At 62.9% G+C, this 25,534-nt stretch carries 24 protein-coding genes and 2 tRNA genes; 16 read left to right on the forward strand and 10 right to left on the reverse strand.

From position 1 onward, the window contains the following. The first annotated feature begins 32 nt into the window (after positions 1–32). The 5 genes from EC86_RS27770 to EC86_RS0111905 all read left to right on the forward strand — a co-directional run bounded on the left by EC86_RS27770 (position 33) and on the right by EC86_RS0111905 (position 3,704). A complete protein-coding gene (locus tag EC86_RS27770; protein ID WP_084181297.1) occupies positions 33–278 on the forward strand; it encodes a hypothetical protein in 246 nt (81 codons plus the stop codon). After that, positions 275–676, forward strand: a complete 402-nt coding sequence (locus tag EC86_RS0111880) for a hypothetical protein (protein WP_029525846.1) — start codon at positions 275–277, stop codon at positions 674–676. The genes EC86_RS27770 and EC86_RS0111880 overlap by 4 nt, the downstream gene beginning before the upstream one ends. A gap of 106 nt (positions 677–782) precedes the next feature. Continuing rightward, positions 783–1,115, forward strand: coding sequence for a hypothetical protein (locus tag EC86_RS0111890; protein ID WP_029525847.1), 333 nt, complete (start codon positions 783–785; stop codon positions 1,113–1,115). After that, positions 1,108–3,096: an AAA family ATPase gene (locus EC86_RS0111895; RefSeq protein WP_029525848.1), complete on the forward strand. Its 1,989-nt coding sequence runs from the start codon at positions 1,108–1,110 to the stop codon at positions 3,094–3,096. The genes EC86_RS0111890 and EC86_RS0111895 overlap by 8 nt, the downstream gene beginning before the upstream one ends. A gap of 236 nt (positions 3,097–3,332) precedes the next feature. Then, positions 3,333–3,704: a hypothetical protein gene (locus tag EC86_RS0111905; protein WP_156955306.1), complete on the forward strand. Its 372-nt coding sequence runs from the start codon at positions 3,333–3,335 to the stop codon at positions 3,702–3,704. Between the two features lie 794 nt (positions 3,705–4,498). On the opposite strand, the gene EC86_RS0111910 is transcribed toward EC86_RS0111905, so the two are convergent. Next, positions 4,499–4,575, reverse strand: a tRNA-Ile gene (locus tag EC86_RS0111910). Between the two features lie 24 nt (positions 4,576–4,599). Then, a complete protein-coding gene (gene hrcA, locus EC86_RS0111915; RefSeq protein WP_029525850.1) occupies positions 4,600–5,613 on the reverse strand; it encodes a heat-inducible transcriptional repressor HrcA in 1,014 nt (337 codons plus the stop codon). 48 nt (positions 5,614–5,661) lie between these two features. On the opposite strand from hrcA, the gene EC86_RS0111920 reads away from it, so the two are divergent. The 3 genes from EC86_RS0111920 to rapZ all read left to right on the forward strand — a co-directional run bounded on the left by EC86_RS0111920 (position 5,662) and on the right by rapZ (position 9,213). After that, on the forward strand, positions 5,662–6,540 hold the full coding sequence (locus tag EC86_RS0111920; protein WP_029525851.1) for an NAD kinase: 879 nt from the start codon (positions 5,662–5,664) through the stop codon (positions 6,538–6,540). 31 nt (positions 6,541–6,571) lie between these two features. Further along, positions 6,572–8,221 (forward strand): DNA repair protein RecN, encoded by a 1,650-nt coding sequence (recN, locus tag EC86_RS0111925; RefSeq protein ID WP_029525852.1) that lies wholly within the window; start codon positions 6,572–6,574, stop codon positions 8,219–8,221. A gap of 134 nt (positions 8,222–8,355) precedes the next feature. Next, the gene (gene rapZ / locus EC86_RS0111930; protein WP_029525853.1) at positions 8,356–9,213 is read left to right on the forward strand and encodes an RNase adapter RapZ; all 858 of its coding nucleotides are present in this window, start codon (positions 8,356–8,358) and stop codon (positions 9,211–9,213) included. Between the two features lie 144 nt (positions 9,214–9,357). Here rapZ and mutY read toward each other — a convergent pair whose 3' ends face one another. From mutY to mutM, 3 genes are all read right to left on the reverse strand, one after another. Next, positions 9,358–10,503 carry an A/G-specific adenine glycosylase gene (gene mutY / locus EC86_RS0111935; RefSeq protein ID WP_084181299.1) on the reverse strand — a complete coding sequence of 382 codons (1,146 nt, stop codon included), beginning with the start codon at positions 10,501–10,503 and terminating at the stop codon, positions 9,358–9,360. Beyond that, the gene (locus tag EC86_RS0111940) at positions 10,503–12,494 is read right to left on the reverse strand and encodes a dynamin family protein (protein WP_029525855.1); all 1,992 of its coding nucleotides are present in this window, start codon (positions 12,492–12,494) and stop codon (positions 10,503–10,505) included. Before EC86_RS0111940 ends, mutY begins: the two co-directional genes overlap by 1 nt. A 66-nt stretch (positions 12,495–12,560) precedes the next feature. Further along, positions 12,561–13,376, reverse strand: a complete 816-nt coding sequence (gene mutM, locus EC86_RS0111945) for a bifunctional DNA-formamidopyrimidine glycosylase/DNA-(apurinic or apyrimidinic site) lyase (protein ID WP_029525856.1) — start codon at positions 13,374–13,376, stop codon at positions 12,561–12,563. Between the two features lie 124 nt (positions 13,377–13,500). On the opposite strand from mutM, the gene EC86_RS0111950 reads away from it, so the two are divergent. The 7 genes from EC86_RS0111950 (at position 13,501) to pth (ending at position 19,694) form a co-directional block, all read left to right on the forward strand. Then, positions 13,501–15,297 carry a tetratricopeptide repeat protein gene (locus tag EC86_RS0111950; protein WP_029525857.1) on the forward strand — a complete coding sequence of 599 codons (1,797 nt, stop codon included), beginning with the start codon at positions 13,501–13,503 and terminating at the stop codon, positions 15,295–15,297. Positions 15,298–15,445: 148 nt separating this feature from the next. Then, positions 15,446–15,823 carry an outer membrane lipoprotein LolB gene (locus EC86_RS0111955; protein ID WP_232229873.1) on the forward strand — a complete coding sequence of 126 codons (378 nt, stop codon included), beginning with the start codon at positions 15,446–15,448 and terminating at the stop codon, positions 15,821–15,823. 44 nt (positions 15,824–15,867) lie between these two features. Beyond that, a complete protein-coding gene (gene ispE, locus EC86_RS0111960) occupies positions 15,868–16,761 on the forward strand; it encodes a 4-(cytidine 5'-diphospho)-2-C-methyl-D-erythritol kinase (protein ID WP_029525859.1) in 894 nt (297 codons plus the stop codon). Positions 16,762–16,836: 75 nt separating this feature from the next. Beyond that, a tRNA-Gln gene (locus EC86_RS0111965) sits at positions 16,837–16,913 on the forward strand. A 212-nt stretch (positions 16,914–17,125) separates the two neighbouring features. After that, the gene (locus EC86_RS0111970; protein WP_029525860.1) at positions 17,126–18,100 is read left to right on the forward strand and encodes a ribose-phosphate pyrophosphokinase; all 975 of its coding nucleotides are present in this window, start codon (positions 17,126–17,128) and stop codon (positions 18,098–18,100) included. A 109-nt stretch (positions 18,101–18,209) separates the two neighbouring features. Beyond that, positions 18,210–18,884: a 50S ribosomal protein L25/general stress protein Ctc gene (locus EC86_RS0111975; protein WP_029525861.1), complete on the forward strand. Its 675-nt coding sequence runs from the start codon at positions 18,210–18,212 to the stop codon at positions 18,882–18,884. A gap of 156 nt (positions 18,885–19,040) precedes the next feature. Next, positions 19,041–19,694 carry an aminoacyl-tRNA hydrolase gene (gene pth, locus EC86_RS0111980; RefSeq protein ID WP_036772150.1) on the forward strand — a complete coding sequence of 218 codons (654 nt, stop codon included), beginning with the start codon at positions 19,041–19,043 and terminating at the stop codon, positions 19,692–19,694. A gap of 84 nt (positions 19,695–19,778) precedes the next feature. Here pth and EC86_RS0111985 read toward each other — a convergent pair whose 3' ends face one another. From EC86_RS0111985 to EC86_RS0112005, 5 genes are all read right to left on the reverse strand, one after another. Beyond that, a complete protein-coding gene (locus EC86_RS0111985) occupies positions 19,779–20,048 on the reverse strand; it encodes a YfhL family 4Fe-4S dicluster ferredoxin (protein ID WP_029525863.1) in 270 nt (89 codons plus the stop codon). Between the two features lie 4 nt (positions 20,049–20,052). Next, positions 20,053–20,550 (reverse strand): pantetheine-phosphate adenylyltransferase, encoded by a 498-nt coding sequence (coaD, locus tag EC86_RS0111990; RefSeq protein ID WP_029525864.1) that lies wholly within the window; start codon positions 20,548–20,550, stop codon positions 20,053–20,055. A gap of 99 nt (positions 20,551–20,649) precedes the next feature. After that, complete coding sequence (rsmD, locus tag EC86_RS0111995; RefSeq protein WP_029525865.1) at positions 20,650–21,324, reverse strand: 16S rRNA (guanine(966)-N(2))-methyltransferase RsmD; 675 nt, start codon at positions 21,322–21,324, stop codon at positions 20,650–20,652. Further along, positions 21,321–22,766 (reverse strand): M16 family metallopeptidase, encoded by a 1,446-nt coding sequence (locus tag EC86_RS0112000; RefSeq protein ID WP_029525866.1) that lies wholly within the window; start codon positions 22,764–22,766, stop codon positions 21,321–21,323. The genes rsmD and EC86_RS0112000 overlap by 4 nt, the downstream gene beginning before the upstream one ends. A gap of 32 nt (positions 22,767–22,798) precedes the next feature. Continuing rightward, positions 22,799–24,298 (reverse strand): M16 family metallopeptidase, encoded by a 1,500-nt coding sequence (locus EC86_RS0112005; RefSeq protein ID WP_036772151.1) that lies wholly within the window; start codon positions 24,296–24,298, stop codon positions 22,799–22,801. Positions 24,299–24,326: 28 nt separating this feature from the next. On the opposite strand from EC86_RS0112005, the gene ftsY reads away from it, so the two are divergent. Continuing rightward, the gene (gene ftsY, locus EC86_RS0112010; RefSeq protein ID WP_029525868.1) at positions 24,327–25,508 is read left to right on the forward strand and encodes a signal recognition particle-docking protein FtsY; all 1,182 of its coding nucleotides are present in this window, start codon (positions 24,327–24,329) and stop codon (positions 25,506–25,508) included. Positions 25,509–25,534 lie beyond the last annotated feature (26 nt).

Below are 25,534 nucleotides of genomic sequence, written 5' to 3' on the forward strand. Positions count from 1 at the left end.
GGCGCAAGTTACCCCGCCGTCGCAATTCAACCATGTTCAACAAACGCGAAAGCGAAAACATGGCAACGCATCAAGCCCCACAACAGTTCCCGCCGTTGGAACTTGTCACTAAACCCAACGTAGACACCGCCGCCGCGGCCTACTACTTCACCCGCCAGCAACAGACCTTGAGAGGCTGGGCCTGCCATGAGAACGGGCCTATTCGGCCACTTCGCATCAATGGCCGCCTTGCCTGGCCTGTCTCTGAACTGCGCCGCGTGCTGGGGGTGCCAGCATGAGCCGCACCGTTTACAGCCATCCTGACGGCTTCACCCTGGCCTTCAATGACGACGCCCTGACCGCAACCGACGATGACGGCAAAGCCGTTTTGCTGCCTATTGGCCCGATTGGCTTGGCGGAATTGGGCAATACCTTGCTGGCGCTGGCCGCCGAACAAGAGGACAAATTCACTTCAGAGCGTGCCGGTGCTGCGATGGGCAACGACCTGATTAATGAACTGCTGGCCGTGCGTGGCGAGCCCCAGCGCGAAGCATTCCGCGCCATTCACGACAAGCTCTATGCCCTGTCCCAGTTGGAACCGTTTGATGCTGCTGCCGGTGGCTTCGCTGGTGCTGTGGTGGACGTGCTGCAAATCGGCATTGCCAACATCCCCACGTTCGAGGGGGATGAAGAATGACCGCCCGTCTTTATGCGCTGGCGTGGCGCGTCCTGCCTTACGTCTGCTGCCTGCCTGCCGGTGCAACGCTGGGTTTTCTACTGCTGCAATTTTTCGGGAGTGCCAAATGAAAACGCCCGAAACCACAAAAGCAGAATCGAGCGCCCCAAGCAAGCGCAAGTTTACCGGAACCGACAACCCGCGCCAGTTGCGCGCCCTGGCCGTGCTGCTGCGCCGCCCCGTATCGCGTGAGGAGCTTGACCATATCGCGGGATGCTCCAACGGGCCGGAGCTGGTGGCAGAGCTGCGCCGCCGTGGGCTTGAGGTGCCCTGCGAGCGCATCCGTTTTATTGACCGGGACGGCTGCGCCTGCCGCCCTGGTGTTTACAACCTGACCATTGCCGACCGCCGCAAGATTTACGCATGGATGGAAAAGCGTGGGAGTGCTGCCCATGCTTAACGACCTTGACCGCGCCCATGATGCGCTTTACTCGATTCCTGCCGACTTGCCGCGTGATGACTGGGTGAAGGCTGGCATGGCCGCCCATGCTGCCGGGATTGACTTCGACGCCTTCAACGACTGGAGCGCCGGGGCCGGGAATTACGACGCTGCCGCCGCCCGTGATACTTGGCGAAGTTTCAAGCCGGGCAAGGGTGTAGGGGCCGGAACCCTGTTCAAGCTGGCAGCTGAAAACGGCTGGCGCATGGGTGAAGGCAAGCCCCAGCGACAAGCGCCAGCACAAACACGCCCGGTAGCGCCGCCGCGCCAGCCAGCCCCAGGCATGAGCGCCGCCGATGTGTGGGGCCGCTGCGAAGCCGCAACAGCACAGCATCCCTACATCGTGGCAAAAAAGGCCGCTGGCGTGCCCTTAGACGGCTTGCGCGTGCTGCCTGCTGGCGATGGCCTGCGTATCGGTGGCGAGCCGATGGCCGGGGGGCTGGTGGTGCCAGTCATCCGCGCCGATGGCTCCATATCGAGCCTGCAACTTATCGCGCCGCCTGACGTGGCCGCCCGACTGAAGGCAAAAGGCAAGCCCGGTAAATTGAACCTGCCGGGCTGCCCGGTGCAAGGCTCTTTCACCGTGGGCGAACTGCTGCCCGGTAGCGTGGCCTACCTCGTGGAAGGTATCGGCGCGGCCTGGAGCTGCTGGCAAGCAACCGGTGCCGCTGGTGTGGTGTGTTTCGGTTCGGGCCGTATGCGTGCTGTGGCCGCCGAACTGCGAGCGCGTGACGCATCCGCCCGGCTGGTGCTGGTGCCCGATGTAGGTAAGGAGGAACAGGCCCAAGCGATAGCCAAAGAGGTAAACGCCCTTGTCGTGACCCTTCCGCCCGGCTGGCCGCAAAACAGCGACGTGAACGACCTGATGCAGCGTGACGGGGGTGAAGCCCTGGCCGTGCTGCTGGAATCAGCAACAGAGCCGCCCCGGCCGGAACCGCGTTACAAGCTGCTGGGGGCTGATGACCTGCGCAACCTGCCCGCCCTTGCCTGGCGCGTGCGTGGCGTGCTGCCTGCCGTGGGGCTGGCCGGGCTCTATGGCCCAAGCGCCAGCGGTAAATCGTTCCTGGCGCTGGATATGGCCTCCGCGATTGCAGAGGGCCGCCGCTGGTTTGATTGCCGCGTGGAAGCCGCGCCCGTGGTGTATGCCGCCCTTGAGGGTGAAGGCGGTTTCAAGTTGCGCGTGGCTGCATGGGAAGCGCACACGGGCCGCGCCCTGCCCGATGGCCTGGCGATGGTGTTGCAGTCGTTCAAGCTGACAGAGCCGCAAGACGTGGCAGACCTGGCCGCCGTGGTGCCTGCTGGCGCGGTGGTGTTTCTCGACACGCTGAACCGGGCCGCCCCGACTGCTGACGAAAACAGTTCAAAAGATATGGGCGAAATCCTGAGCGCCGCCAAGCTGCTGCAAAGCCTTATCAATGGGCTGGTGGTGCTGGTGCATCACACGGGCAAAGACGCAACCAAAGGGCTACGGGGTCACAGTTCGCTATTCGCCGCGCTTGATGCTGCCGTGGAAGTCTCACGCGATGGCGAGCGCCGGGAGTGGAAGGTTGCCAAGTCCAAGGACGGGCAAGACGGGGACGCGCAACCGTTCAAGCTGCAAATTGAGACGCTGGGGACGGATGACTATGGGGACGCCATCACTTCATGCGTGGTGGTGCGAGATACCGCCGCCCAAGACGTGCGAGCCGTGAAGCTGCCCCAGGGTGGTAATCAGCGGCTGGTGTTGGATGCCTTGCGCCCGATGTTCAAGGACGGCTTGACCGGCAAGCCCGGTGCCCCGCCGCTGGTGCGCTGTATCGAGCTTGAGGCCGCTGTGATTGCTGGGGCTGGCCGTCTGACGTGCCAGACAGACCGCAGAGCTACCCGCACCAGAGAGGCCATTACCGGGCTGGTTTCGCGTGGCGTGATGGGTTTAAACGAGGGGTGGCTGTGGCTGAACTGAATAACCGAAGTTCACCGTTTTCACCGTTTTCGGTGGATTCCGTAACCGAAATTCTCCTCCCCCCATATAGGGGGGAGAAGGTTCGGTGATTTCGGGGGGATGCCAATGCCTGATTTATTCGGCCTCGAGCAAGGGGAAACGGTGCTGATACAAACGAGCGAAAAAGTGACAGGACCGGGGTTCTTCTATAGGCTCATGTCGTCTATGTTGACCAACGTTTGAATAAAGGGGAATGGATGAAATCACTTTTTATGCTATTGACGGTTACAGCCCTTGCTGGCTGTGGTGGCTCGCTGAAGCTGCTTGAAGAGGGCAAGGTGCATCAAGGGACATATGACGCGATTGCCAAATCTATGACTGTCTCGATTGACGGCATCAAATACAACGGAACTTACCTGTTAAACAACGGGTCAACTTTTTCATCGGGCTTTGCAGGTCGTAGATTCGTTACCATGCAAGGCACCTCTAGCGCTACGATGGGCCGGGGCCTGCTTAACTCTGAAACTGGCAAGGTACTGCGCTGCGAATTCGCAGTGCAAGGCATGAGTGCCCAGGGCGCGTGTCAAGATAACGCTGGCCGGTACTATGACCTAATTGCCGGGCAATAGTATGCCCAGCGTACCGGTCGATTGAGGGACGCACCTGAGCAAAAAAACTTAAGCCCGCCGCGTGCGGGTCTTTTTTATGTCTGGATTTTGCTGGTAACAGCGGGCAAACAGAGCGCACGGCCAGCGCAAGGGCCAGCCGCGGTACGCTGGTATTAATTCGGCGCTGGCGCTGCACCACGGGCCGCATGGCAAGGCCACGACCTGAGAAAACCCGATGTTGGACTGCTAGGGAAAACTCACGTTGCAACCTAACAAAACCTAACCTTGGACTGCTAGGGCAAACTAGGGTTGCAGCGCGGAAACGCGCAGTAAACAAGTGAAAAATACTGAGGCTGTGAACTCAAATCAGGGTTAAACAAACCTCAGAAAACCAGAGATTGGCCGCCTGTCTGGCGCGGTTTGAATTTTGAAAACAATCAAAGCAATTCAAGTTGCGACGGGTTTAAAAAAGGCGAAATAAGGCACAGTGCCCAAAAGTGCCCAGCCGGGCATTGAAAAACAATCAACCAATCAAAGCGCGTTCACCGCTGCACCCTGGCTGATAAAGCCGAACCGGGCCGGGCGCAAGGTACGCACGAAGGCCGCGCCGAACCGCAAGGTTTGTGCAAGGGTTTAAAACTCACGTTGCCGCCGTCATTGAAAAACAATCAAGCGATTCAAAGCCCGCCGCGTTCGGGTTTTCCTTCGCCTGCTGCCGGGCTCGACTCCTGAAATCGTCTTACATCCGCCCTTACATCGCATGAGAAACAAAAAAGCCCACTATCTTATTGATAGCAGGCTTTCCATATCTGGCATGGTAGGGCGTCACGGACTTGAACCGTGGACCAAAGGATTATGAGTCCTCTGCTCTAACCAACTGAGCTAACGCCCCTTCCACCAGCAGATTGTAGTGGCTCTATTTGCTGTGGCTGAGCGCCGTGCTGACCAGCTTGGACGTGATGTCGACAATCTGGATCATCTTTTCGTAGGGCATGCGCATCGGGCCAATCACTCCCAGCGTTCCGACGACCTGGCCATCGACCTCGTAAGGTGCTGTGACCACCGACAGTTCCTGGTACGGAATCACCTGGCTTTCGCCGCCTATGTAGATTCGTACACCTTCGGCCCGGCTGGAAACGTCGAGCAGGCGCATCAGTTGCGCCTTCTGCTCGAACAGATCGAACAGCTTTCGAAGGTTGCCCAAGTCGCCAGAAAAATCGCTCACCGCCAGCAGGTTGCGCTCGCCTGAAACGACCACTTCGTCGCGCGACTCGATGGCTTCGGAACTGACCACGACCGCTTCCCGCATCAGGGAAGCAATTTCTCCCCTGAGCGCTTCCACTTCATTTTTCAGCCGCTCACGGACTTCCTCAATCGCCATGCCGGCATAGTGCGAATTGAGAAAATTCGACGCTTCGATCAATTGCGAGGCGGTGTAGTCGGTTTCGGTGAAGATGACGCGGTTCTGCACATCGCCGTCGGGCGACACGATGATCACCAGAAAGCGCTTTTCAGACAGGCGCAAGAACTCGATATGCCGGAACACCGACGTCCGGCGCGGCGCCATCACCACGCCGACAAACTGCGACAGACTCGACAACATGTGCGCCGCGTTGCTGATGACCTTGAGCGGCTGGTCCGGCGCAATGCGTGCCATCTGGCCGGCCACCGTCAGCGGGTCGCGCTGGGTGGTCAGCATGGTGTCGACAAACAGGCGGTAACCTCGCGCCGTCGGAATGCGTCCGGCAGACGTATGCGGGCTGACGATCAGGCCGAGATCCTCCAGGTCGCTCATCACGTTGCGGATCGTGGCGGGCGACAACTCCAGGCCGGAAGCCTTGGAAAGCGTGCGCGAACCGACCGGCTGGCCGTCGGCAATATAGCGCTCAACCAGCGCTTTCAACAACAAACGGGCGCGACTATCAAGCATGAGGACATTCTACGAAGCTTGATCGGCGGGTTGTGATGTAATTTGACGATGAAGTCGCAATTCCGCCATGTCGCACTGATCGGCAAATACCAGGCCCAAGGCTCCCGCTCTGCGCTGGAGGACATTGCGCATTTCCTGGGCTCGCAGGGTTGCGACGTGGCGCTGGAGGAAGACACGGCGCGCAATACCGGACTGAACCAGTTCCCGACACTCGACGCGGCCGGAATCGGCGCGCAGTGCGACCTGGCCCTGGTGGTGGGTGGCGACGGCACCATGCTCGGCATCGGGCGCCTGCTGGCGCAGTTTGGCGTGCCCGTGGTCGGCATCAACCAGGGACGGCTGGGCTTCATCACCGACATTGCCTTTGAAGACTATCAAAACACCCTGACGCCGATGCTGCGCGGAGAATTCGAGGAAGACCGGCGCTGGATGATGGAAGCCAAGGTCATGCGAGACGGCCGCTGCGTTTTCAGCGCCACGGCGATGAACGACGTTGTGGTCAACCGTGGCGCGACCTCCGGCATGGTCGAGCTGCGCGTTGAAGTCGATGGCCGATTTGTGGCCAACCAGCGGGCCGACGGCCTGATCATTGCGTCGCCCACCGGCTCCACGGCCTACGCGCTTTCAGCGGGCGGCCCGTTGCTGCACCCTTCGATTGGCGGCTGGGTGCTGGTGCCGATTGCCCCGCATACCTTGTCAAATCGGCCTATCGTGCTTTCAGACACTGGAGAGGTTGCTATTGAACTGGTAGCAGGCCGGGATGCAAGTGCCAGCTTTGACATGCAGTCGCTGGCCAGCTTGCTGCATGGCGACCGGATCATCGTCAGGCGTTCGGAGTTCCAGATGCGCTTTTTGCATCCCAAGGGCTGGAGCTACTTCGACACGCTGCGCAAGAAGCTTCACTGGAACGAAGGCGTCGTGGCCTGAGCGCTGCCCCTCCATTGATCTGCACCGAGACATGAGCCTTAAAAGCATTGCCCTGCGGGATTTCGTGATCGTGCGCGAACTCAATCTTGACCTGATGGACGGATTCACGGCCTTGACGGGAGAAACCGGCGCCGGCAAGTCGATCCTGGTGGGCGCCCTGCAACTGGTGCTGGGCGCACGTTCCGACGCAGGCGTGGTGCGCGAGGGCGCCGCGCGCTGCGAGATCAGCGCCGAATTCGACAGCCCTGCCCGGCTGGCGCCATGGCTGGAGCAAGCCGGCCTGGAGTCCGGCGACACCCTGCTGCTGCGCCGAACAGTGGACGCGCAGGGCAAGAGCCGGGCATGGATCAATGGCAGCGCGGTCACCGTCACGCAGCTCAAGGACATCGGCAGCCAGCTGGTGGACATCCATGGCCAGCATGCCTGGCAAAGCCTCACGCGCCCAGACGCCGTTCGCGGCCTGCTGGACTCGTATGCAGGGGTTTCGACCGACCTGCTCTCGTTGCGCTGGCAGGAATGGCGTATGGCGCAAAAAATCCTCGCGCAGGCGAAAGATGCCCAGCAGAGCCTGGAGCGTGACCGCGAACGGCTGGCATGGCAGATCGGGGAACTGGGCAAACTGGCGCCTGGCGAGCATGAATGGGAAGAACTCAACACCCAGCATGGGCGGCTGTCGAACATCCAGGACTTGCGCGATGCCGTGCAAACAGCGGTCGATGCCTTGCGGGAGGCCGATGACAATGCCCTGACGCTGCTGAGCCGTGCCATTCATGCATTGGAGAACCAGGCCCATATCGAGCCGGAATTCAAGGAACTTGCCGACATCCTGAACACGTCGCTGGCGCAAATGGACGACGCCGTGCATTCCTTGCGTGCCTATGCCCGGGATGCCGAACTGGAGCCGCAACGGCTGGCCGAACTGGACGAACGCCTGGCCCAATGGATCAGCCTGGCGCGCCGTTACAAGCGGGCGCCTGCCGAACTGCCCGAAATGCTGGCATCGTGGAAGTCTGAATTGCGCGCACTCGACGAGGCTGCTGACCTGGCGCAGCTAGAAAGAAAAGAAAACCAGGCCAAGGCCGAGTACCTGAAAGAGGCCAGCCAGGTGTCGCATCTGCGAAGCCAGGCGGCGCCCTTGCTGGCCAAGGCCATTACCCAGGCCATGCAAGGCCTGGGCATGCAGGGCGGCAGGTTTGAAGTGGTGCTTGCACCGGCTGAACAGCCAGCGCAGCACGGGCTGGAGCAGGCCGAATTTCGGGTCGCCGGCCACAGCGGCAGCACCCCCAGGCCGGTGGCCAAGGTGGCATCGGGCGGCGAGTTGTCGCGCATCGCGCTGGCCATTGCCGTCACCACCAGCCAATTGGGGCAGGCCCAGACCCTTGTTTTCGACGAAGTCGATTCCGGGGTGGGCGGTGCGGTCGCTGAAACCGTTGGCCGGCTGATGCGGCAACTCGGCCAGGACCGGCAGGTGATGGCGGTTACGCATTTGCCGCAGGTCGCCGCTTTTGCCCACCAGCACCTCGTGGTGTCCAAACGTTCGGAACAGGGCACCACGCTGAGCACCGTCGAGCACGTGACCGGCACGTTGCGCGTGACCGAAATTGCGCGAATGCTGGGCGGGGAACGCCTTTCGGACACCACGCTTGCGCATGCCGCTGAAATGCTGGGGCAATCGCCCTGAAAAGGCGATTTGGCTAACCTGCTTGATACCATCGCAGGTATGAATACCTGTCTTCTGAATTACGCGAATTCACCCTGCCGCCCTGACCGCCCAAGGACTGAACGGCGCTTGTCACGAGCCGAAAGGTTGACGCGATGGAAATGATTCTTATCACCGGCATGTCGGGCTCCGGCAAGTCGGTCGCGCTGCATGCGCTGGAGGATGCCGGTTATTACTGCGTGGACAACCTTCCGCCGGAACTGCTTTCGCCTTTTGTCGCCTTGAAGCGGCCGCACAACGCGCCGAAACTCGCCATCGCCATGGACGTCAGGAGCGCCACGTCGCTGCCGCTGGTGCCGCAGCAACTGAGGGAATTGAAGGCCCAGGGCGTGCAAGTGCAGTCGCTCTTCCTTGATGCCAACACCGACACGCTGGTGCGGCGATTTTCAGAAACCAGGCGACTCCATCCGCTGTCGAGAATCGACGCCACCGACCAGCACCGGGCGCTGGTCGATGCCATCGAACTGGAACGCAATCTGCTGGGTGAGATGCGTGAGCAGGCACATGTGATCGACACCAGCATGATCCGGTCGGCCCAGTTGCAGGGCTACGTGAAATCGCTTCTTCAGCATCCGGGCCGTCAGCTGACGCTGGTGTTCGAGTCGTTCGCCTTCAAGCGCGGTGTGCCGCTCGATGCCGATTACGTGTTTGACGTCCGCATGCTTCCCAACCCCCATTACGAGCCAGGGCTGCGGCAACAGACCGGGCTCGACCAGCCAGTGGCCGACTTTTTGAAGACGCATTCGGAGGTGGACGACATGTTCCGGCATATCGAGCAATTCCTCAGCCACTGGCTGCAGGCCCTGGTGCGCGACCACCGGAGCTACGTCACGGTAGCGGTGGGCTGCACGGGCGGCCAGCATCGTTCGGTTTACCTGGTGGAAGCGCTGGCAGCGGCCTTTGGCAAGGATTGGCCGACGCTGAAACGGCACCGCGAGCTTGAAGCGGGCTGATTGGCCCGGCTCGACACGGGCACGAAATACGCCCTGCCCTTGCCTTACGGAATCTGCCTGTTTTTTGCTACTTAATTCATAGCTGTTTACACATACCAGTCTTGCGTAATAGGCCTATTTGATGCCTAAAAAATTGCTTTTTGGTTAAAACGAATCCGATGGATCGGAGGCATCCTGCGCCAGTAGCTTGCGGATGGGCGCGGGCAAACCCAGCGCCGGCCATGCCTCGGGACTGAACCAGGCGGCCGGACGGGTTTCAGACACCATAGCCTCGGGCATGGGCTGGTCGGCCTGGAAGCCTGCAATCCACGGCGACAAATACAGATCCTTGTGCGTCAGGACGTGGACAAAGGCCGGCAGTGCCTCGATACGGCCCTCAAGGCTTTGAGGCAGAAGCGACCTGAACGCGTCATCGCTTTCAAACACCGGCAGGCAATACAACCCGCTCCAGATGCCGGTGGCAGGACGTTTTTCCAGCCACACCGAACCGTCGGGCCGTTGCGCCCACAGCAGGCTGATCGACTGGGCGCTGCGCTTGAGCTTGCGGGTCTTGACCGGGTATTTCTCGGGATTGCCTTGCGCCCGTCCACGGCACAGCGCCTTCACCGGACACAACAGGCACTTCGGCTGCCGGCCGGTGCAAATGGTGGCGCCCAGGTCCATCAGCCCCTGGGTGTAGCGCGGCATGGCCTGCGCCAGGTCGTCATGCGGCAGCAAGTCGGTGGCCAGGCTCCAGAGCGCGCGCTCCTGGGCGCCTTGCGCCAGGTCACCGGCAAACCCAAGCACCCGCGTGAGCACCCGCTTGACGTTGCCGTCCAGAATGGCGACCCGTTCTCCGAAGCAGAACGAAGCGATGGCGGCGGCGGTCGAGCGGCCTATGCCCTGCAGGGTTTGAAGCTGCTCGGCGGAGGCTGGAAACTGCCCGCAGTGCAGCGCCATCACATCCTGCGCGCAGCGATGCAGGTTGCGCGCGCGGCTGTAATAACCCAGCCCGCTCCACAAGGACATCACCTCGTCCTCGGAAGCAGCAGCCAGATCACCCACATTGGGAAAGCGCTGCACAAACCGTTCGTAATACGCCAGGACCGTCGCCACCTGGGTCTGCTGCAGCATGATTTCCGACAGCCAGACCCGGTAGGGATCGCGCGTGTTCTGCCATGGCAGGCTGTTGCGTCCATGGCTTTGCTGCCAATGCACGATTTCTTTCGCGAACGAAGATGGGACAAAAGAGCCAGTCTCCGGGAGATGGCCTGCTTGAGGCAAGCCGCCGGAATCTGATTTACTGCGCATCAAGCCAATTCAGCCAGGGCGGCGCCACCTGCACCAATCGCCTGGCCCTGGAGGGCCTGGAAAGCAAAAGGCGAAGACTCAACATCAAGAAGCAGCGGCAAGGTCAAGTCGCCGAGTCGGACGTCCAGCGCTCGAAGCCGGAGTTCCTGCTCCTCCAGTTCGGCAATTCGCTCATCCAGCGTCGCCGCAGCCTGCTCGATGCGATCGATGGCTTCGAGCCGCCTGGAAAAACCCTGGCGCCGTTCGCGCATTTGCGCATCGAGTTGCGCGGACGCTGACTGGTTCCACTGCTCCACTTCACCCAGGGCAGACTCAAAAACCATGCGCAGGCGGCTGCTCAACGCACGCACCAGCCGCTCGGAAAACCCGGCCTGCGCAAGCCGGAGCACATTGCCCAGACCCAGGTATTGCAGGTGGCTGTGCTCGATCAGTTCGAGGTCCTGGGCATATTGCGCCATCTCCGGCGCCCGCCCCGCCTGCAGCGAAAAACCGAATTCCGCGTTGATCTGCCGAAAGGCCGAATCCAGCATCACCTGTATTTCGGCCGTGATCGTTTGCGCCTGGTGCAACACGTCGCGCAAGCTCGAAAACGTTTCTCCATAGGTTCTTTTCAGGCGCAGCTTGATGCCGGGCTGCTTGAGCGCAGCGGTCAACCCGGCCAGTTCGGCCCTGAGCGTTGGCATGCCCAGCAAATGGACGACATCGCCCAGCAAGGTGTTATGCACCGAACGGACCGCATGCACCCTGGCACTGCTGCCTGAAAACTCGGCCTGCTCGTGCTCGATCCGCTTGCGCATGTGCTGGATGACCGTGCTGTTTTTTCCCCGCAGGCCGCGCAGTTCCAGCATCTGTTCGGTCTGGTCGCGACGGCGCATGTTCAATACGCGTTCGGCCTCGCTTTTGAGTTCCTGAATGCCGGCGGCGGCGGCCGCGCGGAGGATTTTCTGCCGCTGGCCCATCAAGCCCTTCGCCAGCGCCGCTTCAAGCGCCGGCAACTGGCTGGCCTGCAACAGCGCGTCGTCGTGCGTGACCTTGGCCACCAGCCCCTTTTGCGCCGATACGGCAAAGACCTGCGAGCGCTGCAAGCCCAGGATTTCGGCCGAGCTTGCGGTTTGCCGGTCAATCTGCGCCTGGACCTGTTCGGGCGTGCTCAGCGCATCCCACAAGGTGTCGATCTTGTTGAGCACAACGAGCCGGTTCTCGCTGCCTGTTGCGCCGCTGACCAGATGCTCCCGCCAGATGGACAGGTCGGACCGGGTCACGCCCGTGTCGGCCGCCAGGATGAAGACGACGGCATGCGCCTGCGGAATCAGGCCGACCGTCAGTTCAGGCTCCGCACCGATGGCGTTCAGCCCTGGCGTGTCGAGGATCACAAGCCCCTGCCTGAGCAGCGGATGCGCGATATTGATCAGCGCATGGCGCCATTTCGGCACCTCGACCCGGCCATCGGCCGCCACCGGCGGATCTTCATCAAGGCTGCCGTCATTCCAGAAACCAAGGGCGCGGGCCTGCTCCAACGACACATGCTGCACTTCGGCGACCTTCTGGAGCGCATCCGCCAGCTGGGCGGGGTTGTCCACCTCCAGATCGATCTGAAGCCATTTTTCGGGCACGAGGCGCCACTCGACCAGGGCCTGCGGCTGCAGCCGCGTTTCGATGGGCAAGAGGCGCAGGCAAGGCGCAATGTCGGGGTCATAGCCCAGTTCGGTCGGGCACATGGTGGTCCGCCCGGCGCTTGCCGGCATGATGCGCCGGCCATACCCGGCAAAGAAAATGGCATTGATCAGCTCGGACTTTCCGCGCGAGAACTCCGCCACGAACGCCACCATGACCTTGCCCGAGCGCACCTGCGCCTGCAGCCTGAGCATGCGGTCCTCAGCCGCCGCGTTGAGCAGGCGCTGCTCTTTCATCCACTGGGCCAGCAGTTTGAGGCGCAAGGCGAATTCGCGCCGCCAAGCGCCATGCTGGTCAAATTGTTCGTTGAAAGACATGCGCTGTGGTCATAAAAGTGGTTAGGACAATATAGCACCGGCCCCCGGCCGGCCGCGTTGAAACCCTCAGGGTTTCTGGCAGGTGGCGCAATAAAAGGTCGAGCGCTGGCCCTGCCGAATGCCCTTGATCGGCGCGGCGCAGACCCTGCATGGCAAGCCGGCGCGGTCGTAGACCATGGCTTCAAGCTGAAAATGGCCCGCCTCGCCAGCGGCATTGGAAAAATCCCTGAGCGTGCTGCCGCCCTTGGCCACCGCATCCGTCAGCACCGTCTGGATCGCGTGGTGCAGCCGGGCAGCGCGCGGCTTGCTGATTTGCGATGCCCGGGTGGTGGGGCGGATGCCGGCCAGGAACAAGGCCTCGGATGCATAGATGTTGCCGACGCCGACCACCGCCTGGCCCGCGAGCAACAGCGGCTTGATGGCGGTATGGCGCGCGTGGAGCCACTGATGAAACACCAGCGCGTCAAACGCCTCGCTCAGCGGCTCGACGCCCAGCCGGCCCAGCAGCTTTTGCGCCGCAGGATGCGCTTCGCCCGCCGCATGGACCACGGCCCCGAAGCGCCTCGGATCGTGCAGCCGCAAGGTGCCCAGGCTGGTCACCAGGTCAAAGTGGTCATGCTTGCCGGCTAGCGGCAGGTTGGCGCCAAAGCTGACGCTGCCCGACATGCCCAGGTGCATCAGCAGCAGGCCGTCGCTCAGGTCGAGCAGCAAATACTTGCCACGGCGGCGCACCGCCAGCACCTGCTGGCCGTGCAACTGCGCCGCCTCGCAGCCCAGCGGCCAGCGCAGGGGCTTGCCGACCACCACGCCTTCGATGCGGGCGCCCGCAATGCGGTCGGCAAAGCTCAGGCGGGTGACTTCAACTTCGGGCAGTTCAGGCATGGGTTTAAAACTCTTCGGGGAAAACATGGGGCTTGCAAAGCCTGGCACAAGAGGAGGCAACTTCAATGCCTGCGTGCATGACCAGCGCAAAGCACCGGCACAAGCCTTCAATTATCATGGGCCGATGAAGAAAAAACCCGGCCTTGCCTTTGCCTGCCTATGCCTTGCTGCTCCGCTGGTGCTGGCGCAGGCCACGATGCCCGAGACCCCGGCGCCCGTCAGACCCGCCGCAGTTTCTGGCCTTTCCGAGGCCAGGGCGGCGCAAGCAGCGGCGACCGTGTCTCCGCTGGACGGCGAGTTGTTTTACCAGGTGCTGGTCGGAGAGATGACGGCGCAGGAGGGTGAAGCGGCCTCGGGCTTTGCCCTGCTGCTGGACGCGGCCCGAAAAACCGGCGATGCCCAGCTTTACCAGCGGGCCACCGACATTGCCCTGCAGGCCCGATCCGGCGATGCGGCCTTGCAGGCCGCGCTGGCGTGGAAGCAGCAACTGCCCGCGTCCCGCGACGCCAACCGCTACGTCCTGCAGATCCTGATCGCGCTGAACCGAATTGCCGACACCGTCGAGCCCCTGAAAACCGAGCTCAGGATGGCGCCAGATGCCGAACGCCTGGCCGTGCTGGCGGCCATGCCGCGCGCTTATGCCCGCGCCAGCGACCGCAAGCTGGCGGCCAGCGTGGTCGAAACGGCTCTGGCCGACTCCCTGGCCAATCCCGCCACGGCCAGCGCAGCCTGGACCACAGTCGGACGGATGCGGCTGGCCGCGGACGACAGGCCAGGCGCCTTCGAGGCTGCCCAGCGCGGCCAGGCAGCCGATCCGCGCGCCGAAGGCCCGGTGGTGGTGGCGCTCGAACTGATCGATCCGAAGCAGCCCGAAGCAGAAATGCTGATCACAAATTACCTGGCCGATGGCCAAAACCCGTCCACAGCGCAGCCTGAAATCCGCATGGCGTATGCCCGCGTGCTGCTCGATGCCCAGCGCTATGCCGAAGCCACGGCGCAGTTGCAGATCCTGACGCGCGAGAAGCCCGACTACCCCGAAGGCTGGCTGGTGCTGGGATCGCTGCAGTTGCAGGACAACCAGCTGGCTGCCGCCCAGGCTTCGCTGGAACGCTATGTGGCGCTGGCCGGACAGACGCCGCAGGCCGAGCGCAACCCCGGACTGGCGCAGGCCTATCTGTCGCTGTCGCAGCTGTCCGAAAAGCGCAAGGACTATGCGGCGGCCGAAAGCTGGCTCGGCAAGATTGAAAACTCCGCCGACCTGACGCAGGCGCAAACCCGCCGCGCCTCGATCCTGGCCAGCCAGGGCAAGATCGATGAGGGCCGCCGCCTGATCCGCGCGCTGCCCGAACGAACGCCCGAGGAAGCGCGACTCAAACTCAACGCCGAAGTCGGCCTGCTGCGCGAGTTCAAGCAGTACCGCCAGGCGCATGAGCTTCTGGCGCAGGCGCTGGCCAAAACGCCCGAAGACACCGACCTGCTGTACGAGCAGTCGATGGTCGCCGAAAAGCTCGGTTTGCTCGACGAAATGGAGCGGCTGCTGCGCCAGGTGATCCAGCTCAAGCCCGACTACCACCATGCCTACAACGCGCTCGGTTATTCACTGGCCGATCGCAATGTCCGGCTTCCCGAAGCCCGCGACCTGATCCGCAAGGCGATCGAGTTCGCACCAAGCGACCCCTTCATCAGAGACAGCCTGGGATGGGTTGAATTCCGCATGGGAAACACGCTGGAAGCGGTGCAAATTTTCGAGGCCGCCTACAAGGCCAGGCCCGACGCTGAAATTGCCGCCCACTTCGGCGAAGTGCTCTGGAGCCTGGGACAGCGGGACCGCGCCCTGGCCATCTGGAAAGAAGGCCAGCTCATCAACGCTGACAACGAAACCCTGCTTGAGACGCTCAAACGCCTCAAGGTGACGCCATAAACCGGGAACCGCCTTGCACTTCACCCACCGGCTGCGCGCCCTGCTTCTTCACGGATTTCTTTTTGCTACTCTTTTAATAGCTGGCTGCGCCCGTCCTGTAAGCGGAAACGGCATAAAAGTCGTAAAAAATGAGTTGTGGACAGGGCGCATGAGTTTGAATATCAAAAGCGAGCCCGAGCAGTCTTTCTCGGCCGGCTTTGAACTCAAGGGCCGGTCGGAGCGCGGTGAACTGACACTGATCAGCCCGTTGGGCAATGTGCTCGGCGTGCTGCGCTGGGCGCCCGGCGAAGCAGAACTGGATTCGGGCAACCGCAACATCCAGCGCTTTGACTCCGTCGATGCCCTGATGGCGCAGGCCACGGGCGCGGCCGTTCCGCTGTCTGCGCTGTTCGCCTGGCTGCAGGGCGACAACGCGACGGCCAGTGGCTGGTCAGCCGATCTTTCACGGCACGGCGAAGGGCGCATCGCCGCCACGCGGATGCAGCCCATGCCCCAGGCCGACCTTCGCGTCGTGCTCGACCAGTAAGGCCCTGCCCGCCCGACAGCCTCCCTCTTTTGAAGGTTTCCAGCGTGAACCGCTTTCCTGTTTCCTCGCGGCCCCTCAAGGCCCTGTATGACGTGCCGGCGCCGGCCAAGCTCAACGTGTTCCTGCACATCACCGGCCGCCGGCCCGACGGCTACCATTTGCTGCAGTCGGTGTTCATGCTGATCGACTGGTGCGACACGCTGCATTTCGAACTGCGCACCGACGGAAAAATCAGCCGCACTGACCTGAAAAGCGCCGACGGCACCAATTCCGAAGCGCTCCCGGCCGAAGACCTGGCGGTGCGCGCCGCCCGCGCCTTGCAGGCGGCCTGCGGCACGCCGCTGGGTGTTCACATCGGTCTGGAAAAAAATATTCCGTCCCAGGCCGGCATGGGCGGCGGCTCATCCGATGCGGCGAGTTGCCTGCTCGCGCTGCAGCGCCTGTGGGGGGTCCGCCTGCCGGAAAAAGACCTGCGTGCATTGGCGCTTTCACTGGGGGCGGACGTTCCTTTCTTCCTTTCGGGAGGCCATGCCTGGGTCGAGGGAATTGGCGAGGAAATCACGCCGATTGCCTTGCCATCGGCGCGGTTTCTGGTGGTCAAAACACCTGCCGGCGTGTCGACACCAGAAATTTTCAATGCACCGGGGCTAAAACGTGACACCGGGACTGCTACAATGCTAGGCTTTGCTGCATATGCTGATGGACAGGTTTTTAAATTTGGCCATAACGACTTGCAGCCGGTAGCGCAAAAGCTTTGCCCGCAGATTGGCCAGTCACTTGAGTGGTTAGAATCGCAGCAGCTTTCAGGACGCATGACCGGCTCGGGAAGTGCTGTATTTGCACAGATTTTTGAAGATGCCGACTTGGCAGACGCTCCTGGCGACTGGCTGACTCGCAAATGCAGAAATCTGGAGATGCATCCCCTGGCAGGTTGGTAAACTACCGGCTTCCTGGAATGCAATTAGCAAGCAACGGTTATAGGTCGGTTGTTGGCAACAACAATTGTCCTGTGTAGGGGTGTCGCCAAGTTGGTTAAGGCACTGGATTTTGATTCCAGCATTCGCAGGTTCGAATCCTTCCACCCCTGCCAAATTTCCAGACCTGCCAGTCGCAGGTCTGAGTGATCCAAGCGCCGCATGATTGCGGCGCTTCCAGACCCGCAAGTGGCGGGTCTGTGTGTTTTGAAAGACTGCAACGGAATTCACTGCCAAGTCCGCGTTGCACTTTACTTTCAGTGCGTATTTTTTCGACAAATATTTCACACCACTTTCAAGTCCTTCCGCAGCTGGGCTTCATACGCAAATGCACCACCCCGACTTCATGGTTTTCACCGGCAATGCCAATCCTGGCCTGGCCGCAGAAATTGCCCAGAACCTTGGCATCTCACTGGGCACTGCCCATGTGGGACGTTTTTCAGATGGTGAAGTCACCGTCGAAATCCAGCAGAACGTCCGCGCCCGCGACGTGTTCGTGGTGCAGTCCACCTGCTCGCCGACCAACGACAACCTGATGGAACTGCTGATCATGGTGGACGCGCTCAAGCGCTCGTCGGCCGACCAGATCGCCGCCGTGATCCCCTACTTCGGTTATGCCCGCCAGGACCGCCGCCCGCGTTCGGCGCGCGTTCCCATCACCGCCAAGGTGGTCGCCAACATGCTGCAGGCCGTCGGCGTGACCCGCGTCCTGACCATGGACCTGCATGCCGACCAGATCCAGGGTTTCTTCGACATTCCCGTGGACAACATCTATGCCTCGCCGGTGCTGCTGGGCGACCTGCGGCAGAAAAACTACACCGACCTTATGGTGGTGTCGCCCGACGTTGGCGGCGTGGTGCGCGCCCGTGCGCTGGCCAAGCAGCTGGGCTGCGACATGGCGATCATCGACAAGCGCCGCCCCAAGGCCAATGTGTCCGAAGTTATGCATGTGATCGGCGACATCGAAGGCCGCAACTGCGTGATCATGGACGACATGATCGACACCGCCGGCACGCTGGTCAAGGCGGCCGAAGTGCTGAAGGAGCGCGGCGCCAAGAAGGTCTATGCCTATTGCACCCACCCGATTTTCTCGGGGCCGGCCATCGAGCGCATCACGCAGGGCGACGCGCTCGACGAAGTCGTGGTCACCAACACCATTCCGCTGAACGCCAACGCGCTGGCGTGCAAAAAAATTCGCCAGCTCTCCGTGGCACCGCTGATCGCTGAAACCATGCAGCGCATCGCCAAGGGAGAGTCGGTCATGAGTTTGTTCTCGGATCAAGACCAGCCTGATCTGATCTGAAGCAAAAAAGCCGGCTGCGCAGCGACAGGACCTTGCAAGGTTCCAGCACTGGGCAGTCTTTTGAAGTCAGGGTGAGACTGGTCGCGGTCCGCCCATTTTGGAGAAGATTATGAAATTCGTCGCTTTTGAGCGCGCAAAGCAGGGCACGGGTGCGAGCCGCCGTCTCCGCATCACCGGCCGCACGCCCGGTATTGTTTATGGCGGTACCGCCGAACCTATCCTGATCGAAATCGATCACAACGCCTTGTGGCACGCCATCAAGAAGGAAGCTTTCCACGGCTCCATCCTGGAGATGGAACTGGCCGGCAAGGAACACAAGGTTCTGCTGCGTGACCTGCAAATGCACCCCTACAAGCAGCAAGTCCAGCACATCGACTTCCAGCGCGTCGAAGCCCGCACCCGCATGACCGTGAAAGTGCCTGTTCACTTCAGCGGCGAAGAAGAATCCCCAGCCGTCAAGACGGAAAACTGCCTGGTCACCCACGTGCTGACCGAGATGACGGTTTCCTGCTTCCCGGCCGACATTCCCGACTTCATCGCTGTCGACCTCGGCGGCCTGACCAAGGGCAAATCGCTGCACGTCAAGGACGTCGTCCTGCCAAAGGGCGTCAAGGCTGCGCTCAAGGGCCAGGTCAATCCGGTCATGGTCTCGGTGACGCCGATTGTCGAAGAAGTCGAAGCCGCTCCCGTGGTGGTCGATCCCAAGGCAGCCAAGGGCAAGCCAGGCGCCAAGCCTGCAGCCAAACCGGCAGCCGCTGCGGCCAAGCCTGCTGCCAAGAAGTAATTCCCGGCTTGCGGCATCGGCCTGAAAAGGCCTATTCCCAAGTTCTCGGGCAGTGATCCCGAAAGCCCTTATCCTCCCGCGAGGTTAAGGGCTTTTTTCATGCAGGGAAGCTTCTGCTACCCTTTGCCGCCCTCCCCTTTCTTTTTTGCACACCCCATGATCAAGCTGTTTGTCGGCCTGGGCAACCCAGGCCCCGAGTATGAAGCCACGCGCCACAATGCCGGCTTCTGGTGGATTGACGCGCTCTCGCAAGAGCTGAAGGCGCCGCTCAGCCTGGACAAGAACTACCACGGCCAGGTCGCCCGCACCACGGTCAACGGCCAGACCGTCTGGCTGCTCAAGCCGCTGACCTTCATGAACCTGTCGGGCAAGTCGGTGGCGGCGCTGGCGCGCTTTTTCAAGATTTCACCCGGCGAGGTGCTGGTCGCGCATGACGAACTCGACATCGTTCCCGGCCAGGTCAAGCTCAAGCTCGGCGGCAGCCATGCCGGCCACAACGGCCTGCGCGACATCCATGCGCAGCTCGGCTCGGCCGACTACTGGCGCCTGCGCATCGGCGTGGGCCACCCGGGGGTCAAGGCCGAAGTCATCAACTGGGTGCTGAAAAAGCCTTCGCAGGAACACCGCGTCGCCATCGAGGACTGCATCGCGCGCAGCCTGAAAGCGGTGCCCGAGCTGCTCAGGGGCGAGATGGAAAAGGCCACGATGCTGATTCACACCAGCTTGCCGCCGCGCCCGAAACCGCCCCGGCCGGTGGCCATGCCGGATGCTGCAACCGACACAACCGCAAGCGTGTCAAAGCCTGCGTAGAATTTACTATTATTTTGATAGCTGCTTGCGCATTCTGGCCGTGCGCAAAGCGCCTATTTGATGCTCAAATGAGCGCCGGCGGCATCAGCGCACCGGAACGACCGGAATGACGGCTTGCAGACGGTGGTATTTCTCCCACAGCGTTTCCTGGCTTTCGCGGCGCTGCGGATCGACCGGGATGCAGGCTACCGGGCAGACCTGCACGCACTGCGGCTCGTCGAAGTGGCCGACGCATTCGGTGCATTTGTTCGGGTCGATCTCGTAGATCTCGGCGCCCAGGAAAATCGCCTCGTTCGGGCATTCGGGCTCGCACACGTCGCAGTTGATGCATTCGTCGGTGATCAAGAGGGCCATGGAATCAATCTCCCTGTTTCGCGTGAACAGATGCCAGCGCAGCCGCAACGGACGGACTCACCATCAGGCCGACATCGCCGCCGAGCTTGCTGATCTCGCGCACCAGCGTGCTGCTGATGCAGGCCAGCTTTGCCTCGGGCAGCAGAAACACGGTTTCGACCTGCGGCCGCAGCTTGCGGTTCATCGCGGCCATCTGGGCTTCGTAGTCGAAGTCGGTAAGGTTGCGGATGCCGCGCACCACAGCGCAGGCGTCTTGCGCGGCGCAGAAATCCATGATCAGGCCGTCAAACGGCAGCACCCGGATGCCCGCTATGCTTTCAGTAGCGTCTCGCACTTGCTGGACGCGCGCATCCAGTGAAAATAGTGTCTTTTTGTGATGGGCAACGGCCACCGCGATGACCAGTTGGTCAAACAGCCCGGCGGCGCGGCGCACCACGTCGCCATGGCCGAGGGTGAACGGATCAAAAGTGCCGGAATAAACAGCAATGCGGGGGGTAGACATGGGCCGAATTATGCCCTTGCCCCCCGCCTGGGCCTCCCCGGCACCGGGTGCAACCCTGCGGGCCGTGCGGCCGCTTGAGGCGCTTGCACCCGACCCGGCTCAGGCCGGCAGGGGCTCTGCCGGCAGATCGTTTTTGGCCAGCAAATGAAAATGCACCGCGCCGGCCTTGGCGCTGCGGTGGACCTTGAGCCCCAGCGCCTGCAATTCGTCGTCCTGCCAGGCGCGTGGCGCTTCCAGGTACACCAGGCCGGTCGGGCTGATGGCCTGGGCAGCCGCCTTGAGCGCCGGCTCGAACACGTTCGAGTCGAAAGGCGGATCGATCAGCACCAGCTGCATGCTGCCGGCGTCCAGCCGCTTGAGCGCGCTCAGGCCGTCGCCGCGCTCAATGCGCACCGCGTCGGCCTTGAGCCTGGCCTGCACGGCCTTGAGCTGCACGACCAGCCCAGGGTCCTGCTCGCACAGCAGCACATCGGCGGCGCCGCGCGAGGCGGCCTCGAAGCCGAGCACGCCGGTGCCGGCGAACACGTCGGCGCAGCGCCAGCCGGTCAGGTCCTGGCCGAGCCAGTTGAACAGGGTTTCGCGCACGCGGTCGGGCGTGGGGCGCAGGCCGGAATGGTTTGGCACGGTCAGCTTGCTGCGCCGGTACTGTCCGCCGATGATGCGGATTTCGCCGGACGGCTTGAGGTGGGCGGTGCCCTTGGGCTTGACGGTGTTGGCCTTGGCCGAAGGCTTGGGCGCAGTCTCGGGGGCGATGGGTTTGGGTGTGTATTTCATTTTGCGGCTCCGAGAATAACAGTCACCATTTTGTCGGGCTGCAGCTTGCGCGCAAAAGCCGCCTTGATGTCGGCCACGGTGACTTTATTCACCTGCTGCGTCCAGGTGTCGAGGTAGTCGAGCGGCAGATCGTTCCAGGCGATGCCGGCCAGGTTGCCCAGCAGCTTGCGGTTGCTGTCGATGCGCAGCGCAAAGCCGCCGACCAGGTTGTCCTTGGCGGCCTTCAGTTCCGCTTCGCTCGGGCCGCTGGCGACAAAATCACCCACCACCTGGCGCGCGATCTGCAACGCCTGCGCCGCCTGGTCGGGCCGGGTCTGCAGGCCGACGGTGAAGCTGCCGGCATGCAGGCCCGGCGAGAACGAGCTGGAAATGCCGTAGGTCAGTCCGCGCTTTTCGCGCACTTCATTCGTCAGGCGCGAGACAAAACCGCCGCCGCCCAGGATGTAGTTGCCGACCGTCAGCGGGAAGTAGTCGGGGTCGGCGCGCCTGAAGCCGGGCTGGCCGATCAGCACATGCGCCTGCGCCGAATCAAAGGGAATGGCTTTTTCCTCCGCCTGCGCGAGCGGCGCCACATCGGGCACGGCCGGCAGCGGCGGCAGGCTGGCGCAGGGCACCGAAGGCAGGCGCGACAGCAGCCGCGCGGCCATCGCATCGGCCTGTACACGCGTGACGGCACCGACCATGCTGATGCGCGCGCGGCAGGCGACGACGCCTGCGGCATGCGCGGCCTGCAGGTCCGCGACGCTGATGGCCGCCAGCGTCGCTTCGGTCATTTCAAAGCCATAAGGATGCTGGCCATAAACGGCCTTTGAATAGGCCCTGCCCACCACGCTGGCCGGGCGTGTGTAGGACTCCTTGAGCGCGGCCTGCAGGCGCTGGCGTTCGCGCTGCCAGACCGCGTCGGGATAGGACGGTTCGGCGATCTGGCGCGCCGCCAGCGCCACGGCCTGGTCGAGCAGCGCCGGGTCGGTCAGCGAGCGCAGCGAAAAGCTCATGCGGTCGGATGACGCGCTGGCCCCGAACTGGCCGCCCAGGTCGGCCCAGGCTTCGCCGAGCGCGTTTTCGTCCAAGGCTGGTGCCCCCACGCTTGTCGCTTCGCGTACTGCGCTGCCCCCCGAGGGGGCCGCTGCGCCTGCAATCTGGCTGAGCCGGTCCTGCGGCCCCTGCTGGTGCATAGGGGAAGCCCTTACTCCTTTTTCGAGCATGTTTGCCGTCATGCTTGCCAGCCCGGCCTGTGCGGGCGGGTCGCGCCGGCTGCCGGCGTCAAAATCTATTTGCACATCAACCATGGCAATGGCCGGGCTTTCGACCAGATAGACCTTCGCGCCACTGGCCTGCGTCCAGTGCTGGACGGGAATCACCGCCTGCGCCGAAATATGAACAAAAAGGCCTGTTACGCACACTGCTATGGCGCGAGCAGCTATTTTTTTAGTAGCAATCATGATGAAAACATTCTTTCGGTTCGGGAAGCCGCTCAATGCCGGCCACCGCTGGCCGGTGTGCTGGCGGGGCGCGGCTTGCGGTTCGGGTCCAGGGGCTGCGGCAGCAGGGTGGACACGGTCATCTGGTCGTCGCCGAAGTATTTGCCGGCCACGGCCTGCACCTCTGGCGCCGTCACCGTGCGCAGCTGGGCAATCAGGCGCGTGCTGGCATCGAGCGGCAGGCCCTGCACCCAGTTGGAGCCGAGTTCGCGCGCCTGGCTGAACACCGAGTCGAGCTTGTAGGTCTCGCTGGCCACCCACTGCGTCTTGACGCGCTGGAGTTCGGCTTCGCTGACGCCGTCACGCGCCACCACGGCGACCTGCTGGCGCAAGGCGTCGGCCACCTGCTGCGTGGTTTTGCCATCGGCGGGCACGCCGTCGAGCGTGAACAGCTGCGGCCCCCGGCCCATCAGGCCGCTGGAAGCGCCGGCGCTGTCGGCCACGCGTCCGCCCTTCTCGCCCTGCCCCTGCACCAGCGCGCGCTCCAGCCTTGCGCCGCTGTAGCCGTCGAGCACGGCCGACAGCACCGTCAGCGCCAGCGCCTCGCGGCTGGCGGCGGCGGTGGGCGATGCGGCACCTAGCGCTGCCAGGTCGGCCGGCTGCACCTTGGGCACCTTGAACGCCATGCTCACATACGCCTGGCTGGCGGGCGCCTTGAGGTCGATGCGGCGCAGGCCCGCCTGCTCGGGCTCGGTGCGCGGCTTGCGCTCGGGCACGGGGCGCTTGGCAATGGCGCCATAGTATTTCTCGGCCAGCTTCCGGACCTGCGCCACGTTGACATCGCCGGCCACCACCAGGGCGGCGTTGGCCGGAACGTACCAGCGTAGGTAGAAGCTGCGCACGTCGCCCGGCGTCATGGCGTCCAGGTCGCTCATCCAGCCGACGATTGGGCGCCGGTACGGCGACGCCAGAAAGGTGATGGCGCTGGCCTGCTCATGCAGCATCGCGCGGGGCGACTCCTCGGTGCGCATCCGGCGCTCCTCCTTGACCACCTCGATCTCGCGCCTGAACTCATCATCTAGCCACTGGCTGTGGCCAAAACGGTCAGCCTCCAGGCGCATCACGTCTTCGAGCTTACCGGCCGGAATCTGCTGGTAATAGCCGGTGCTGTCGCTGCTGGTGAAGGCATTCTCCTGGCCGCCCAGCGCCGCCACGCGCCGGGAGAACTCGCCCGCCTTGACGGTCGGCGTGCCCTTGAACATCATGTGTTCGAGCACATGGGCGACGCCCGACGTGCCATCGACCTCGTCCATGGCGCCGACCCGCACCCAGAGCATGTGCGCCACCGTCGGCGCCCGGTGGTCGGGCTTGACGATGACCGTCAAGCCGTTGGCCAGCTGGAACTGCTCGACCGGCGCGGGCGCCTGGGCAAGGGCCACCTGGCCGGGGCCGGCGATCAGCGCGGCCGACAGCAGCAGCCTTGAAAAACCGCCCGTCGGACGCCGGAAAAACAATAGTGGGGGCTTGACGCCCATCTGCTTGAGGTGTTTCATAGAATGGTGGACTCTACAAGATCAAGCAATGTTCAGTTTCTTCAAAAAAAAATTACGCCCCGCCCCGCCGCCCCCGCCTGCCGAGGTGCCCGCGCAGGTAACCCAGCCCGAATCCGGTGACGCGTCCGCCGCCCCAGGCACGCCCACTGCCCGCTCAGCACCGGCATCCGCGCCAGCCCAGGTGAAGTGGCCTGCCGGCAACGGCGGCTCGATGATCGGCAGCGCACTGGTCACGCCGATCGACATTCCAGAGGCGCTCGCGCTGGCCGTGGCACCCGAGCGCCAGCGCTGGTTCAGCAAGCTGCAGCAAGGCCTGCGCAAGACCGGCTCCAGCATCTCGACCGTCTTCACCGGCAGCCAGATCGACGAGCAGCTCTACGAAGACCTGGAAACCGCGCTGCTGATGGCCGACACCGGCGTCAGCGCGACGGAACACCTGCTGGCCGATGTCAGGCGCCGCGTCAAGGAAGGCGGCATGACGCATCCGGTGGCGGTCCGGAATGCGCTGATCGAATCCATCACCGTGCTGCTCAAGCCGCTGGAGCGGCCGCTGGTGATTGGCGAATTCATGCCCACCGTGATCATGGTGACTGGCGTCAACGGCGCGGGCAAGACCACCTCGATCGGCAAGCTCACGCGCCACCTGGCCAATGAAGGCGCGTCGGTGCTGCTGGCGGCGGCCGACACCTTCCGCGCGGCGGCGCGCGAGCAGCTCAGCGTCTGGGCCGACCGCAACACGGTCGAGATTGTCAGCCAGGAAAACGGCGACCCGGCAGCCGTCAGCTTTGACGCAGTCACTGCCGGCAAGGCGCGCGGCAAGGACGTGGTGCTGGTCGACACCGCCGGCCGGCTGCCGACGCAGCTGCACCTGATGGAAGAGCTGCGCAAGATCAAGCGCGTGGTGCAAAAGGCCGACGCCACCGCGCCGCATGAAGTGCTGCTGGTGATCGACGGCAACACCGGCCAGAATGCGCTGGCGCAGGTCAAGGCTTTTGACGACACGCTGCAGCTGACCGGCCTGGTCGTGACCAAGCTCGACGGAACAGCCAAGGGCGGCGTGCTGGCGGCCATCGCGCTGTGGGCGCGCGAACGCGCCAAGGCGTCGCCGGGCCTGCGGCCGGTGGCGGTATATTTCATTGGCGTCGGAGAAAAGCTCGAAGACCTCGAAACCTTCAATGCCCGCGAATTTGCCCAGGCCCTGCTAGGCTGATGTGTCGGGGTCATGCCGGCCACCGC

This window comes from Polaromonas glacialis, assembly GCF_000709345.1.
GTDB lineage: Bacteria > Pseudomonadota > Gammaproteobacteria > Burkholderiales > Burkholderiaceae_C > Polaromonas > Polaromonas glacialis.